General features: G+C 57.5%; 15 protein-coding genes. 9 read left to right on the top strand and 6 right to left on the bottom strand.

Annotated features, from left to right (window positions below; translation table 11 throughout):
- Positions 1–41 precede the first annotated feature (41 nt).
- Both G9X48_RS20985 and G9X48_RS20980 read left to right on the top strand, forming a co-directional pair.
- The gene (locus G9X48_RS20985; RefSeq protein WP_085959427.1) at positions 42–701 is read left to right on the top strand and encodes an AzlC family ABC transporter permease; all 660 of its coding nucleotides are present in this window, start codon (positions 42–44) and stop codon (positions 699–701) included.
- The gene (locus G9X48_RS20980; protein ID WP_097641312.1) at positions 701–1,024 is read left to right on the top strand and encodes an AzlD domain-containing protein; all 324 of its coding nucleotides are present in this window, start codon (positions 701–703) and stop codon (positions 1,022–1,024) included. The genes G9X48_RS20985 and G9X48_RS20980 overlap by 1 nt, the downstream gene beginning before the upstream one ends.
- 37 nt (positions 1,025–1,061) lie before the next feature.
- Here the strand turns inward: G9X48_RS20980 and G9X48_RS20975 are convergent, their stop codons facing one another.
- Together G9X48_RS20975 and fdhD are read right to left on the bottom strand one after the other, a co-directional pair.
- Entirely contained in the window at positions 1,062–1,271 is a 210-nt protein-coding gene (locus G9X48_RS20975) for a YdgH/BhsA/McbA-like domain containing protein (RefSeq protein ID WP_004385160.1), read from the bottom strand.
- Positions 1,272–1,401: 130 nt separating this feature from the next.
- Positions 1,402–2,244, bottom strand: coding sequence for a formate dehydrogenase accessory sulfurtransferase FdhD (gene fdhD, locus G9X48_RS20970; protein WP_004385161.1), 843 nt, complete (start codon positions 2,242–2,244; stop codon positions 1,402–1,404).
- A gap of 165 nt (positions 2,245–2,409) precedes the next feature.
- Here fdhD and fdnG point away from each other — a divergent pair, with 165 nt between their 5' ends.
- The 4 genes from fdnG to fdhE are packed head-to-tail and all read left to right on the top strand — an operon-like array spanning position 2,410 to position 7,933.
- Positions 2,410–5,460, top strand: a complete 3,051-nt coding sequence (gene fdnG, locus G9X48_RS20965) for a formate dehydrogenase-N subunit alpha (protein WP_087601230.1) — start codon at positions 2,410–2,412, stop codon at positions 5,458–5,460.
- 12 nt (positions 5,461–5,472) lie between these two features.
- Positions 5,473–6,375, top strand: coding sequence for a formate dehydrogenase subunit beta (fdxH, locus tag G9X48_RS20960; protein WP_004385164.1), 903 nt, complete (start codon positions 5,473–5,475; stop codon positions 6,373–6,375).
- Positions 6,372–7,007: a formate dehydrogenase cytochrome b556 subunit gene (gene fdoI / locus G9X48_RS20955; RefSeq protein WP_004385165.1), complete on the top strand. Its 636-nt coding sequence runs from the start codon at positions 6,372–6,374 to the stop codon at positions 7,005–7,007. Before fdxH ends, fdoI begins: the two co-directional genes overlap by 4 nt.
- Positions 7,004–7,933, top strand: a complete 930-nt coding sequence (gene fdhE / locus G9X48_RS20950) for a formate dehydrogenase accessory protein FdhE (protein ID WP_054623953.1) — start codon at positions 7,004–7,006, stop codon at positions 7,931–7,933. The genes fdoI and fdhE overlap by 4 nt, the downstream gene beginning before the upstream one ends.
- Before the next feature lie 32 nt (positions 7,934–7,965).
- Here fdhE and G9X48_RS20945 read toward each other — a convergent pair whose 3' ends face one another.
- The 3 genes from G9X48_RS20945 to G9X48_RS20935 form a co-directional block, all read right to left on the bottom strand.
- Positions 7,966–8,340, bottom strand: a complete 375-nt coding sequence (locus G9X48_RS20945) for a type II toxin-antitoxin system VapC family toxin (protein ID WP_007853639.1) — start codon at positions 8,338–8,340, stop codon at positions 7,966–7,968.
- A gap of 3 nt (positions 8,341–8,343) precedes the next feature.
- Entirely contained in the window at positions 8,344–8,583 is a 240-nt protein-coding gene (locus G9X48_RS20940; RefSeq protein WP_032988590.1) for a hypothetical protein, read from the bottom strand.
- A 163-nt stretch (positions 8,584–8,746) separates the two neighbouring features.
- Positions 8,747–9,571 (bottom strand): AraC family transcriptional regulator, encoded by an 825-nt coding sequence (locus tag G9X48_RS20935; protein ID WP_097641313.1) that lies wholly within the window; start codon positions 9,569–9,571, stop codon positions 8,747–8,749.
- Between the two features lie 260 nt (positions 9,572–9,831).
- On the opposite strand from G9X48_RS20935, the gene G9X48_RS20930 reads away from it, so the two are divergent.
- Positions 9,832–11,235, top strand: coding sequence for an MFS transporter (locus G9X48_RS20930; RefSeq protein WP_038879148.1), 1,404 nt, complete (start codon positions 9,832–9,834; stop codon positions 11,233–11,235).
- Between the two features lie 11 nt (positions 11,236–11,246).
- Complete coding sequence (locus tag G9X48_RS20925) at positions 11,247–13,214, top strand: glycoside hydrolase family 127 protein (protein WP_097570883.1); 1,968 nt, start codon at positions 11,247–11,249, stop codon at positions 13,212–13,214.
- Positions 13,215–13,226: 12 nt separating this feature from the next.
- On the opposite strand, the gene G9X48_RS20920 is transcribed toward G9X48_RS20925, so the two are convergent.
- Positions 13,227–13,826 carry a LysE family transporter gene (locus tag G9X48_RS20920; RefSeq protein ID WP_097570881.1) on the bottom strand — a complete coding sequence of 200 codons (600 nt, stop codon included), beginning with the start codon at positions 13,824–13,826 and terminating at the stop codon, positions 13,227–13,229.
- Between the two features lie 156 nt (positions 13,827–13,982).
- Between G9X48_RS20920 and G9X48_RS20915 the strand changes: the two genes are divergently transcribed.
- Entirely contained in the window at positions 13,983–14,852 is an 870-nt protein-coding gene (locus G9X48_RS20915; protein WP_097641314.1) for an ROK family protein, read from the top strand.
- The last annotated feature ends 14 nt before the right edge of the window (positions 14,853–14,866 follow it).

Here is a 14,866-nt window from a genome sequence, read left to right as displayed (position 1 = left end):
ATTATAATGTTCATTCGTTCGTTATAGGTGAAAAACGTATGATTCTGCACCGGTTCGCCTGCCTTAAAGGCGACATTATAAAGGCTATTGTGCTGGTCTGTCTGGCCGTTGGCGTGGTCGGGATTTCTTATGGCACGCTGGCGATGGCTTATGGCTTCGCGATGTGGGTGCCGCTGCTGTTGTCCATCGCGGTACTGGCAGGCGCGTCGGAGTTTATTTTTATCGGCATCGTTGCGAGCGGCGGTAATCCGCTGGCCGCGGCGGCGGCGGGGCTGCTGGTTAACGCGCGCCATCTGCCGTTTGGCATCACGGTGCGGGATCTGGTGGGCCGTGGCGCAAAAAGATTGCTGGGCTCACACATCATGAATGATGAAAGCGTGGTGTTCGGGTTATCTCAACAGACGCCTGAAACGCGTAAAGCGGCGTACTGGCTGTGCGGGCTTGGCGTGGCGCTGTGCTGGCCGCTTGGCGTTGTGATCGGCGTGGCGATGGGCACGCTGCTGCCCGCGCCGGAAACCATCGGTCTTGACGCCGTTTTTCCGGCGATTTTACTTGCGCTGGTACTCCCTGCCCTGAAAAACAGAACCACGCTTATCCGCGCAGGCAGCGGCGCGGCGCTCTCGCTTGCCGCCGTGCCGTTCGCGCCGGTCGGGCTGCCGGTGCTGCTCTCGCTGGCAGGCTTACTCACGAGGAAGAAATAATGGCGAGTACCATGATGATTCTGGCCGGGATCGCCGTGCTCTCTGTCGGCACGTATCTGATGCGCTTTGGCGGGGCGAAACTCGGTAACAAACTGGCGCTGAGTGAGCGCGCGCAGGCGCTGCTCTCCGATGCGGCAACGACATTACTGTTTGCCGTGGCGCTGGCGGCGACGTTTTACGAAGGTGAAAGCTTTGCGGGTATGGCGAGGTTGCTGGGTGTGGGGTTCGCGCTCTTTCTGGCCTGGCGCAAGGCACCGTTAATCGTGGTGATTGTTGCGGCGGCGGTGGTTACCGCACTGCTGCGTCTGGCGGGCATGCCATAAAAAAGCGCCCGCAGGCGCTCTTTCGACAACTTCTGGCTTATTTGTTCAGTTCGGCAGTCATGTGGACCTGGTTGCCGGTGAACGCTTCGGTGATTTTGTACGTCGCGCCCATCTGCTCGGCCTGCGCGGCGATTTTAGCTTCTGCGCCAGAAAGCGTGGTATCGGTCGCGGTGATGGACTGGCCAGCGAAAGCGCCGAAAGCGGTAGCAAGCGTCATAACTGCAACAAAAGATTTGATAGTGTTCATTGTGAAATTCCTTCCGTTTTGATGTGAGTGAGAAGGCGCATTGCCTTCGATGTGTGTAATAGTAGACCTGCACACCGGAAACCAAAAGCGGAAGGATTTGCCGTTCTTTTTCAGAAAAACTGAACAAAAATCACGCGTTTTTATCGCCTGCGATCAGGCGCTGGGGATGCGTGTAAATCGTCGCGCGGCCAGGGCGTGAAAAGCCCACCAGCGTCAGGTTGCAGCGCTCGGCGACCTCCACGGCGAGTGTGGTGGCGGCGGAGACCGCAAAGAGAATTTCCACGCCACAGGTCGCGGCTTTCTGCACCATTTCATAGCTGGCGCGACTCGACACCAGCACCGCGCCCTGCTGCCACGCTTCACGCGCGCGTCGGCCGAGCAGCTTATCGAGCGCCACGTGACGCCCGACATCTTCATGCCCACCCGCAATGTCGCCCTGCGGGGTCAGCCAGGCGGCGGCGTGCGTACAGCCGGTGAGCTCGCCGACAGGCTGGACGCTGGCGAGCTGACGCAGCGCGCCGTCGAGGTTATCGAGCGAGAAAGTTTGCGTGAACGGCAGCGGAGCCAGAGGACGCACAATATCGTTAAGCTGTTCCACACCGCAGACGCCGCAGCCGGTTCGCCCCGCCAGATTGCGGCGGCGCGCTTTCAACTCCATAAAGCGACGACTGGAAAGTTCCACCTGAATTTCGATACCATTACACCCATGGATAATATCCATGCCGTAAATTTCGTGTGAAGATTCGACAATTCCTTCCGATAACGAAAATCCAAGGGCGAAGATTTCCAAATCTTTGGGAGACGCCATCATCACGACGTGCGAGATACCGTTGTAGACCAGCGCTACCGGCACTTCTTCCGCCAGCCAGTCCGGCTCGGTGGTGGTGAGGTTCTCTCTTTTCCAGAGCGGAAGGGAACGAGCGGCCGTGACATCGGTCACGTTTTGCAACAGTTCTGGATGGTTCTTATTCACTTTTTATTAACCGTCTGAAACAGCCTCAGCAACATTGTGGTATTCTGTTGCCCCTAATCCCTCCTCGTTAAGAAGGGAATTACGATTGTGAACCGTTGCGGCGGCATCCGCAAAAGAAAAACCATACGACTTACTTTGTGACAATGTCTGAACAAGGAGCAATCCATGCAGGTCAGCAGAAGGCAGTTCTTTAAGATCTGCGCTGGCGGTATGGCAGGCACCACGGCAGCCGCACTGGGATTTGCTCCCAGCGTCGCGCTGGCGGAAACACGGCAATATAAACTGCTGCGCACCCGCGAAACCCGTAATACCTGTACGTACTGCTCCGTCGGCTGTGGGCTGTTGATGTATAGCCTCGGCGACGGCGCGAAAAACGCGAAATCCTCGATTTTCCACATCGAAGGGGACCCGGATCATCCGGTCAACCGCGGGGCGCTTTGCCCGAAAGGCGCAGGTCTGGTGGATTTCATCCACTCCGAATCGCGTCTGAAATACCCTGAATACCGCGCGCCTGGCTCCGATAAATGGCAGCGCATCAGCTGGGACGAGGCGTTCAATCGCATCGCGAAGCTGATGAAAGAAGACCGCGACGCGAACTTTATCGCGCAAAACGCCGAAGGCACCACCGTTAACCGCTGGCTCTCCACCGGTATGCTGTGCGCCTCCGCTTCCAGTAACGAAACCGGCTATTTAACCCAGAAATTTACCCGCGCCCTCGGCATGTTAGCCGTGGATAACCAGGCGCGTGTCTGACACGGACCAACGGTAGCAAGTCTTGCTCCAACATTTGGTCGCGGTGCGATGACCAACCACTGGGTTGATATGAAGAACGCCAACCTCATCGTCGTGATGGGTGGGAACGCGGCAGAAGCGCATCCGGTGGGATTCCGCTGGGCGATGGAAGCCAAGATCCACAATGGCGCGAAGCTTATCGTTATTGACCCGCGCTTTACGCGCACGGCGTCGGTGGCCGATTTCTATACGCCTATCCGTTCCGGTACTGACATCGCTTTCCTGTCAGGCGTACTGCTGTACCTGCTGAACAACAACAAGTTTAACCGCGAATATGTCGAGGCCTACACCAACGCCAGCCTGATCGTGCGTGAAGATTACGGTTTCGATGACGGCCTGTTTACCGGCTACGACGCGGAAAAACGCAAATATGACAAAACCAGCTGGCACTATGAGCTGGACGAAAAAGGCTTCGCAAAACGCGATACCACGCTTTCTCACCCGCGCTGCGTCTGGAACCTGCTGAAAACGCACGTCTCTCGCTATACGCCGGATGTCGTTGAGAATATCTGTGGTACGCCGAAAGCCGATTTCCTGAAGGTGTGCGAATACATCGCCGAAACCAGCGTACACGACAAAACCGCGTCGTTCCTGTATGCGCTCGGCTGGACGCAGCACTCCGTGGGCGCCCAGAACATCCGTACTATGGCCATGATCCAGCTGCTGCTGGGCAACATGGGTATGGCGGGTGGCGGCGTGAATGCGCTTCGCGGACACTCCAACATCCAGGGCCTGACCGACCTCGGTCTGCTGAGCCAGAGCCTGACCGGCTACATGTCGCTGCCAAGCGAAAAACAGGCCGATCTGCAAACTTACCTGACCGCCAACACGCCGAAACCGCTGCTGGAAGGCCAGGTGAACTACTGGGGCAACTACCCGAAATTCTTCGTTTCGCTGATGAAAGCCTTCTATGGCGACAAAGCGACGGCGGAGAACAGCTGGGGCTTCGACTGGCTGCCGAAGTGGGATAAAGGCTACGACGTCCTGCAATATTTCGAGATGATGCATCAGGGCAAAGTCAACGGCTATATCTGCCAGGGCTTTAACCCGGTCGCCTCGTTCCCGAACAAAAACAAAGTGGTCGCTTCACTCTCAAAACTGAAGTTCCTGGTGACTATCGATCCGCTCAATACCGAGACCTCTACCTTCTGGCAGAACCACGGCGAGCAGAACGATGTCGATCCGGCGAGCATTCAGACCGAAGTGTTCCGCCTGCCGTCCACCTGCTTTGCCGAAGAGAACGGATCTATCGTGAACTCCGGCCGCTGGCTGCAGTGGCACTGGAAAGGTCAGGACGCGCCGGGCGAAGCGCTGAACGACGGCGAAATCCTGGCCGGTATCTTCCTGCGCCTGCGTAAGATGTACGCCGAGCAGGGCGGCGCATGCCCGGAACAAGTCCTTAACATGAGCTGGAACTATTCGACGCCGGAAAACCCGTCGCCGGAAGAAGTGGCCATGGAGAGCAACGGTAAAGCGCTGGCGGATATCATCGATCCGGTGACCGGCAACGTGCTGGCGAAGAAAGGCGATCAGCTGGGCACCTTCGCGCATCTGCGTGACGACGGCACCACCTCAAGCGGCTGCTGGATCTTCGCGGGTAGCTGGACGCCGGATGGCAACCAGATGGCGCGCCGCGACAACGCCGACCCGTCAGGCCTTGGCAATACGCTGGGCTGGGCATGGGCGTGGCCGCTGAACCGCCGCATTCTGTATAACCGCGCCTCCGCGGATCCGCAGGGCAAACCGTGGGACCCGAAACGTCAGCTTCTCTCTTACGCCAACGGCAAGTGGGTCGGCGCCGATATTCCGGACTACAGCACCGCGCCTCCGGGCAGCGATGTCGGTCCGTTTATCATGCAGCCGGAAGGCATGGGCCGCCTGTTCGCCATCGACAAAATGGCGGAAGGCCCGTTCCCGGAACACTACGAGCCGTTCGAGACGCCGCTTGGCACCAACCCGCTGCACCCGAATGTGGTGTCTAACCCGGCGGCGCGCGTGTTCAAAGGCGATCTGGAAGCGATGGGCAAAGCGGATAAGTTCCCGTATGTCGGCACCACGTACCGTCTGACCGAGCATTTCCACTACTGGACCAAGCACGCGCTGTTAAACGCCATCGCGCAGCCGGAACAGTTTGTGGAAATCGGCGAGAAACTCGCCGGTAAGCTTGGCATCGCGCAGGGCGATACCGTGAAAGTCTCCTCCAACCGCGGCTATATCAAAGCCAAGGCGGTGGTGACCAAGCGTATTCGCACGCTCAACGTGAACGGCAAACAGGTGGATACCATCGGTATTCCAATCCACTGGGGTTACGAAGGGGTCGCGAAGAAAGGCTTTATCGCCAACACGCTGACGCCGTTCGTGGGCGACGCCAACACCCAGACGCCGGAATTTAAGGCGTTCCTGGTGAACGTGGAAAAGGTGTAACGGAGACGACTCATGGCTTATCAATCGCAAGACATTATCCGTCGTTCCGCGACTAACGGTTTCACGCCCGCGCCTCAGGCGCGGGACCACCAGCAGGAAGTGGCGAAGCTTATCGACGTAACCACCTGTATCGGCTGTAAAGCCTGTCAGGTGGCCTGTTCCGAGTGGAACGATCTGCGTGACGAAGTCGGTCATAACGTCGGGGTGTATGACAACCCGGCGGATCTGACCGCCAAGTCCTGGACCGTGATGCGCTTCTCGGAAGTGGAGCAGAACGACAAACTGGAATGGCTTATCCGCAAGGATGGCTGTATGCACTGCGCCGATCCGGGCTGCCTGAAGGCGTGCCCGTCTGAAGGCGCTATCATTCAGTATGCCAACGGCATCGTCGATTTTCAGTCTGAACAGTGCATCGGCTGCGGCTACTGCATCGCGGGCTGTCCGTTCGACGTCCCGCGCCTGAACCCGGAAGATAACCGCGTCTACAAATGCACCCTGTGCGTGGACCGCGTAACCGTGGGCCAGGAGCCGGCGTGCGTGAAGACCTGTCCGACCGGCGCTATCCACTTTGGTACCAAAGAGGATATGAAACAGCTGGCAGGCGAGCGCGTGGCGGAGCTGAAAACCCGTGGTTACGAAAACGCGGGCCTGTACGATCCGGCAGGCGTTGGCGGTACGCACGTGATGTACGTGCTGCACCACAACGACAAGCCGAATCTGTATCACGGCCTGCCGGAGAACCCGGAAATCAGCGAAGCCGTTAAGTTCTGGAAAGGCATCTGGAAACCGCTCGCCGCCATCGGCTTTGCGGCGACCTTCGCAGCCAGCGTTTTCCACTACGTCGGTATCGGTCCAAACCGCGCCGAGGAAGATGAAGACAATCTGCACCATGACGATGATGAGGTGCGTAAATGAAAAGACGTGACACCATCGTGCGCTACAGCGCGCCAGAGCGAATCAACCACTGGATCACCGCCTTCGCCTTCGTGCTGGCGGCGGTGAGCGGGCTGGGGTTCTTTTTCCCCTCCTTCAACTGGCTGATGAACATTCTTGGCACGCCGCAGCTGGCGCGCATCCTCCACCCCTTCGTTGGGGTGGTGATGTTCGTTTCGTTTATGCTGATGTTTTTCCGTTACTGGCACCACAACCTCATTAACCGTGACGATATTCTGTGGGCGAAAAACATCCACAAAATCGCCATGAACGAGGAAGTGGGCGATACCGGGCGCTATAATTTCGGTCAGAAGTGCGTCTTCTGGGCGGCCATCCTGCTGCTTCTGCTGTTACTGGCGAGCGGCGTGGTTATCTGGCGTCCGTGGTTCGCGCCGATGTTCCCCATCCCGGTGATTCGCCTGGCGCTGCTGGCGCATTCATTTGCCGCGGTGGCCTTAATTGTGGTTATCATGGTGCATATTTACGCGGCCCTGTGGGTCAAAGGCACCATTACCGCCATGGTGGAAGGCTGGGTTACCAAAACCTGGGCGAAGAAACACCACCCGCGCTGGTATCGCGAAGTGCGCGAGAAACAGGAAAAATCATCTGAATGAGTATTCGCATCATCCCGCAAGACCAGCTGGAGAAGAGCGATAAACGTACGGCGGAAGTGATTCCGCCGTTATTGTTCCCCAGACTGAAAAATCTCTATAACCGCCGCGCCGCACGCCTGCGCGAGCTGGCTGAAAATAATCCGCTGGGCGATTACCTGCGTTTTGCCGCGCTTATCGCGCATGCCCAGGAGGTGGTGCTCTATGACCACCCGCTGGAGATGGATTTGACGGCACGCATCAAAGCAGCCGCGGAACAGGGCAAGCCTCCGCTCGATATTCACGTGCTGCCGCGCGACGGCCACTGGCAGAAGCTGTTGCAGTCGCTGATTGCCGAGCTGAAGCCGGAGATGAGCGGCCCGGCGCTGGCGGTTATCGAAAATCTCGAAAAAGCCTCGGCGCAGGAGCTGGAAACCATGGCGAGCGCCCTGTTCAACGCCGATTTCAGCGCGGTGAGCAGCGACAAAGCCCCGTTTATCTGGGCGGCGCTGTCGCTCTACTGGGCGCAGATGGCGAGCCTGATCCCCGGCAAAGCGCGGGCGGAATATGGCGAAGCGCGCCAGTTCTGTCCGGTCTGCGGCAGCATTCCGGTCTCCAGCATGGTGCATATCGGCTCAAGCCAGGGGCTGCGCTACCTGCACTGCAACCTGTGCGAAACCGAGTGGCACGTGGTGCGCGTTAAATGCAGCAACTGCGAGCAGACCCGCGATTTGCACTACTGGTCGCTGGAGAGCGAGCAGGCGGCCATTAAAGCCGAAAGCTGCGGCGACTGCGGGACTTACCTGAAGATCCTGTATCAGGAAAAAGACCCGAACGTGGAGCCGGTGGCGGATGACCTCGCCTCGCTGGTGCTCGACGCCCGCATGGAGCAGGAAGGCTTCGCCAGAAGCTCCATCAACCCGTTCCTGTTCCCGGGAGAGGGTGAGTAAACCTTGTCTGTAGCCCGCTCGTTCAGGGCGGGCTAGTTCAGAACATAGGGAATTTCTGCTCCTGTTACCCCTTCAAAATCCTTGCTGTTGCGCGTAAGCAACATGCGCGAGTGCACCTGCGCAGTAGCAAGAATAATGGCATCTGGTAATTTCATTCCGCACTGTCGGCGAATTTCTACGCTGCGTTCCGCGACGGATAATGACACCGGCAGGACAGTAAAAGTAGCCAGGACCTCACGTGTTTGTTGTTCCTGATGATGCTTACGCGCGCCTACCATCACTTCGATCCAGGTAATCAGGCTAATGGCACGATTTTCCGGAAATCGCCCTAACGTTTGCCGTGCCTTTTCGTGACCGCTAAAAAGATCGATCAAGATATTGGTATCAAAAACGGCGAGCATACCCATTGCTTACCACTCGCTACGCAAACTGCGCTCATAACTCAGGCCATCCTCAGCGTTAACGCCCCACAGACCCAGCGCGTCATGCAACACATCCTTTTTTTGCTGGTCAGAAGAATATTCTCCCTTACTGTAGACGCGAGGTGTACGTAACAGTTGAGAAGGTATGTTAAGCGCCTCGGGGCAACGAATCGGCTCACCGGACGGCTCGCGAGAAATTCTGCTCACAACAATCTCCTTAATCACCACAGCTTCTTTCCTCCTGATATACCGACAACGACTTAAGACAGAACGGCACCTGGCAAGGTTACCATCGGCAACAACAGACGCGAACACCCGCCACCATGAACATTTCCCTTCTGCGATCCCCCTTCCGTAATGATTTGTTCCATTACATCAACGGGATAAATGTTTAGTCGGAGTTGATATGCTCTTTGCAGTATCGCTTTTTCCAGGCAGCCGGAGTGAGGCCGTGATGACGGCGAAAAACCCGCCGGAAATAGCCGACATCTGGAAAACCACAGTTTTTGGCTACTTCGCAAAGCGAGAGCGAGTCGTTAATCAGCTGTTTTTCCGCGGCGATGACCCGCTGATGCTGCACCGCCTCGGTGATGGTCAGGCGAAACGTCTGGCGATAGACGCGCCCCAGGTAATCCGCGTTGCAGTGCAGGCTCGCGGCGAGGGTTGAGGTAGAGAGCGGCAGATGATATTGCGTACGGATAAGCTGTTGAGCCTTCCAGGCGAGCGCCGCGCCACTGCCCTCTGTGGGTTGCACATCGCCTGCGCTGGCGCACAGTTGCTGGAGTATTAATAACAAAATAATTTCCAGCGCCAGCGTGCGCGTGACATTTTCCTGCTCATTCAGAAACTGACGAAACAGCGAAATAATATGCTGCGGCTCGCGCGCCCAACAATGTTGAGGAATGGACAATAAAGATAAATCGCAGCCCGCTTTATTTTGAGCTGGAGGATAATACTCAAAATGCAGCCAGTAAAATTTCAGATCCGCTGGAAATATGCCAACGCCCTGATGTTCTCTTCCTGGCCATAATAGTAAGCTTTCTCCCGCGTTAACCTCAAAAATCGTCTCTTCTTCGCGGATCGTAAGCGTCCCTTTTTCAACAAAAATGATTTCCCATGAGTCGAGCCTGCGCGCAGGGTGCTGGCCAACGCCACGGGAGATAAAGCGCCCGCCGTTTTGCACTTTCACCGGTAAATTAATATTTATTTCAAACATGTAACACCATGACCACGCAAATCATTTTATCCGATCTTAGCGGCTGAAGCGGCGGGCGAGGATTTTTTTAAGCGCGAGGGGATCTGCTTCACAATTTTGCCAGCAGGTCGGAATCGTCCCTTTTTTATACTTTCCCGTTGCCTTGTTGCCCGACGTATCGCATGCAGAATAAATAACGTGACTGGCCAGTGACACTTTACCCCGGCAAATAAGCGGTTTTATTTCTGGCATAACTTATCCGATAACGCGAGGCGTTAATCATGAATGCTACTTCTGTTACGACAGCGGATATTTCCGTCGCCGCTGTGAGTGAAAAGCTGTCGCTGCGGGAAAAAATAGGCTACGGATTAGGCGACGCGGGCGGCACGATTATTACCTGCCTGATCATGAATTTTCTGACCTTCTTTTACACCGATGTTTTTGGGCTGACTCCCGCGCTGGTGGGCACGCTGTTTATGGCCCTGCGCGTTTTCGACGCCATCTCCGACCCGGTAATGGGCGTTATCGCCGACCGCACGCAGAGCCGCTGGGGACGCTTTCGCCCGTGGCAGCTGTGGGTGGCAGTGCCCATCGGCGTTATTGGCGTACTCACGTTTACCGTGCCGGAAGCCAGTACGGGCGTCAAAATCGCCTGGGCATTCGGGACATATCTTTTGCTGTCTGTCGGCTATACCGCCATCAACGTGCCTTATTGCGCGTTGATCAACACCATGACCACGCGTCATCACGAAGTGCTGGCCTGTCAATCCTGGCGCTTTGTGTTATGCGGCGTGGCAGGGTTTCTGGTCTCGGTGGGGCTGCCATGGCTCGTCAAAGCGCTGGGCGAGGGCAACGCCGCCCGCGGCTGGCAACTCGGCGTTGGCGTGCTGTGCGCCGTGGCGGTCGTGATGTTCCTGTGCTGCTTCTTTTGGGTGCGCGAACGCGTCTCGCTGGCGCTGATGGGGAAATTTACGCTGCGCGAGCATTTTGCCGGGCTGCGTAATAACGATCAGCTTCTACTGATGCTGGTGATGTCATTCCTGCTGATTAACGTGTTTAACATTCGCGGCGGCGGGTATATGTACTTCATCACCTATGTGCTTCAGGGCAGCACTGCTTATACCTCGCTGTTTTTTACCATGGTGACGTTCGCCGCCATTGCCGGTGCGATGATAGTTAGCCCGCTGTCGCGCCGTGTCGACACCGTTAAGCTCTATTTCCATACTAATCTTATCCTGGCGGCGTTGGCCGTCGCGATGTGGCTACTGCCCGCAAGCCCGGCGCATCAGCACCTTTGGCTTGCCGTTATCCTCGGCAACGGCATTATTCTCGGCTTCACGCTGCCGCTGCACTTTTCCCTGATGGCGTTTGCCGACGATTACGGCGAGTGGAAAACCGGCGTGCGTTCGTCGGGAATGAATTTCGCGTTTAACCTCTTTTTCATCAAGCTCGCCTGGGCGTCCAGCGCCGGCATTATCAGCCTGGTATTTATTGTAGTGGCCTATCAACCCGGTGCCGGAAACCAGACGGCCGCGTCGCTCCAGGGGATGACGGCCATGGAGAGCCTGCTGCCTGCGTTGTTTCATCTGCTGCTGGCGATCACGATTCGCTGGTGCAAACTCAATAATCCGCTGATGGCGCGCATTTCCGGCGATTTGCGCCAGCGCCACGTGCAACCCTCCTGAAGGAAATCATCATGACTCAGCCAGACGTGCATGAAATCTCTCTGCATCATCTGAAAATCACCGATCCGTTTCTCGGCCAGTATCAGCAACTGGTGCGGGACGTAGTAATCCCGTATCAGTGGGACGCGCTTAACGATCGCCTTCCCGAGGCGGAGCCGAGCCACGCCATTACCAACTTTCGGATAGCCGCGGGTCTTGAGCACGGCGAGTTCTATGGCATGGTCTTTCAGGACAGCGATGTGGCGAAATGGCTGGAGGCCGTAGCCTGGTCTCTGTGCCAGAAGCCGGACGCCACGCTTGAAAAAACCGCCGACGAGGTGATTGAACTGGTTGCGGCGGCGCAATGCGACGACGGCTATCTGAACACCTATTTCACCGTAAAAGCGCCTGGCGAGCGCTGGACCAACCTCGCTGAATGCCACGAACTCTATTGTGCCGGTCATATGATTGAGGCAGGCGTCGCGTTCTGGCAGGCCACCGGCAAACGCCGCCTGCTGGGCGTAGTGTGCCGTCTTGCCGATCACCTCTGTCAGGTTTTCGGTCCCGGTGAGAATCAGCTTCACGGCTATCCCGGTCACCCGGAAATTGAACTGGCATTGATGCGCCTGTATGAAGCCACGCAGGAGCCGCGCTACCAGGCGCTGGCACGCTACTTTGTCGAGCAGCGCGGGACGCAGCCGCACTTTTACGATATCGAATACGAAAAACGCGGCCGCACCTCTTACTGGAACACTTATGGGCCGGCCTGGATGGTGCAGGATAAAGCCTACAGCCAGGCGCACCAGCCGCTGGCAGAGCAGACGCGCGCCGTGGGCCACGCGGTGCGCTTCGTCTATCTCATGACAGGCGTCGCGCATCTGGCGCGCCTGAGCGGCGACGAAGAAAAACGCCGGGCCTGCCTGCGGTTATGGGAAAATATGGCGCGCCGCCAGCTTTATATCACTGGCGGTATCGGTTCCCAGAGCAGTGGAGAAGCGTTCAGCACTGATTACGATCTGCCCAACGACACGGTCTATGCGGAAAGCTGCGCCTCGATAGGCCTGCTCATGTTCGCCCGCCGGATGCTGGAGATGGAAGGCGACAGCCAGTATGCCGACGTCATGGAGCGTGCGCTGTATAACACTGTGCTCGGAGGGATGGCGCTGGATGGCAAACACTTCTTTTACGTCAATCCACTGGAAGTGCATCCGAAAACGCTGAAATTTAATCATATCTACGATCACGTTAAGCCTGTCCGCCAGCGCTGGTTTGGCTGTGCCTGCTGTCCACCGAATATCGCGCGGCTGCTCACTTCGCTCGGACATTACATCTACACCGCGCGCGAAGATGCGCTGTTTATCAATCTCTACATCGGCAACAACGTTCAGTTGCCGGTCGGTGACAGCACGCTGCGATTACGTATCAGCGGCGATTTCCCGTGGCATGAAGAGGTGCGCATTCATATCGATTCGCCTCGGCCGGTTGAACACACGCTGGCGCTGCGCCTGCCGGACTGGTGCGAGGCGCCGCGCGTAATGCTGAACGGTCGCCCCTGTGAAGGCGATATTCGTAAAGGGTATCTCTGGCTGACGCGCACCTGGCACGAAGGCGATACGCTGACGCTGACGCTGCCCATGCCGGTGCGCCGCGTCTACGGCAACCCGCTGGTGCGCCATGTCGCAGGCAAAGTAGCGATTCAGCGCGGGCCGCTGATTTACTGTCTGGAAGAGGCGGACAACGGCAGCGAGCTCCATAACCTGCAACTGCCCGCCACATCGACGTTCCACGAACGGGAAGGAAAAGGCATTTTCGCCCGTCAGGTCTTAATTCAGGCCGAGGGCTGGCGACAGGCGAGCCCACAGCCCGAATCGCGGCCACTCTGGCAGTATGACCGCTCTCCGGCGCAGGCCACGCCGCAAACGCTGACCTTTATACCGTGGTTTAGCTGGGCCAACCGCGGCGAAGGCGAAATGCGCGTCTGGATAGACGAATGCCGTTAACGCCTCACCCGCCTATTTCAGCATCGCCAGCGCAGAGGAGAGCGTGAGGAAAAACAGAAACAGCCCGCCGCCGGTATCGACGACGACCTTCAGCCAGCGCACCGAAAAGCGGCGCGTGGTCAGCACTATCGCGCCGCCGCACAGCAGCAGCCAGGACGCCATAATGGCGACATGAATGCTGGCGAGCAGCAGATAGTGCGTGAAGGCCGTTCCGGCAAACGCGGGCACCACCGTCAGCCAGAACAGAATCGCTTTAATGTTAAAAAGATTCGCCAGCAGCGCCTCTTTCACGCCCGCGCCGCGGCCTGTTGTGTGCTGCGGACGCCGCCAGGCCTGAATGCCGCTTACAACAAGCCGCAGCGCCAGCCAGAGCAAATAGAGCGTGCCTGTAAGCTGTAAGGTTTTCATCACGGCCGGGTAGCGTACCAGCAGTTGCGTGACGCCAAGCCCCACCAGCGAGGCGTGAATATAAATGCCGATAAGCGTGCCTGTGATAACGCTGAACACGCCCATAATCCCCCGGTGGATAACATTGTTCATCGCCAGCGTAAAGCTGGCACCGGGGGAGAGTGCCACCGGCGCAATCGCCAGCACAAAACCTGAAATATCCACGCCACCGCCTCTGTTCACATCCGCCGTTACTTAACCACAATCACGACATGCGCGGTATTCACCATAAATAGCGGCAGATTACCTTCCTTTACGTTGCGTTTTCGCAGGTACGCCATACTCAAAAGCGGAACCCGGTTTGTCACAGAAGGAATGACCATGCGTAAGTTTATCGGTTTTGACGTCGGCGGCACGCATATCAAACACGGCCTGATCACCGAAGAGGGCGAGGAGCTTTCCAGCGACGAATATGACACGCACTACGATCCTAACGCGTTTAAAAACGCCTGGCGCGAGACCGTTGAGCATTATCAAAAGCGCGACGAGATAGCCGGTATCGGCGTCAGTTTTCCAGGCTATATCAATCCGCATACCGGCCATGTGCCGAAGGCGGGCGCGCTGACGTTTCTCGACGGCTGCAATCTGCTGGAGCTGTTTGGCGAGTTAACGTCGCTGCCGGTCACGGTGGAAAACGATGCGAACTGCGCGGCGCTTGGCGAGATGTGGCGCGGTGCCGGTCAGCGCTACGAGTCGTTTATCTGCATGACCATCGGCACCGGCATTGGCGGTGGGCTGATACTGAACCGCGAACTTTTGCGCGGCGCACATTTCCGCGCGGGCGAATTTGGCGTGATCCCGGTTGGCGACAACGGCGAAAACATGCATCAGATCGCCTCCGCGCGCGGGCTGGTGGAGGCGAGCCGCCAGGCGCTGTCGCTGCCGTCAGATGCGCCGCTGCATGGCAAAGAAATTTTCGAGCGTATGGGCGGCGATGTGCATCTGCGTGAAGTGGTGGAGCGCTGGGTCGGTTATCTGGCGCGCGGCGTCTATAGCGTGGTGTCGCTCTACGATCCGCAGGTGGTGCTGATTGGCGGCGGCATCAGCCAGCAGAAAGAACTCTACCCGATGCTTGAACGCACGCTTGAAAAATATAACTTCTGGGATGCGTTGCGGGTGCCCATTCAGCCCTGCCAGCTCGGTAACCAGGCCGGACGCCTGGGCGCGGTGTGGCTCGCGAAACAACAGTAGCCCCGCCGCAGCGG

This window comes from Cronobacter sp. HA18006 (genome assembly GCF_011605445.1).
GTDB classification, from domain to species: Bacteria; Pseudomonadota; Gammaproteobacteria; order Enterobacterales; family Enterobacteriaceae; genus Cronobacter; species Cronobacter sakazakii.
Note: the sequence above shows the minus strand (reverse complement) of the source record. Positions and strands in the feature narration are given on the sequence as shown.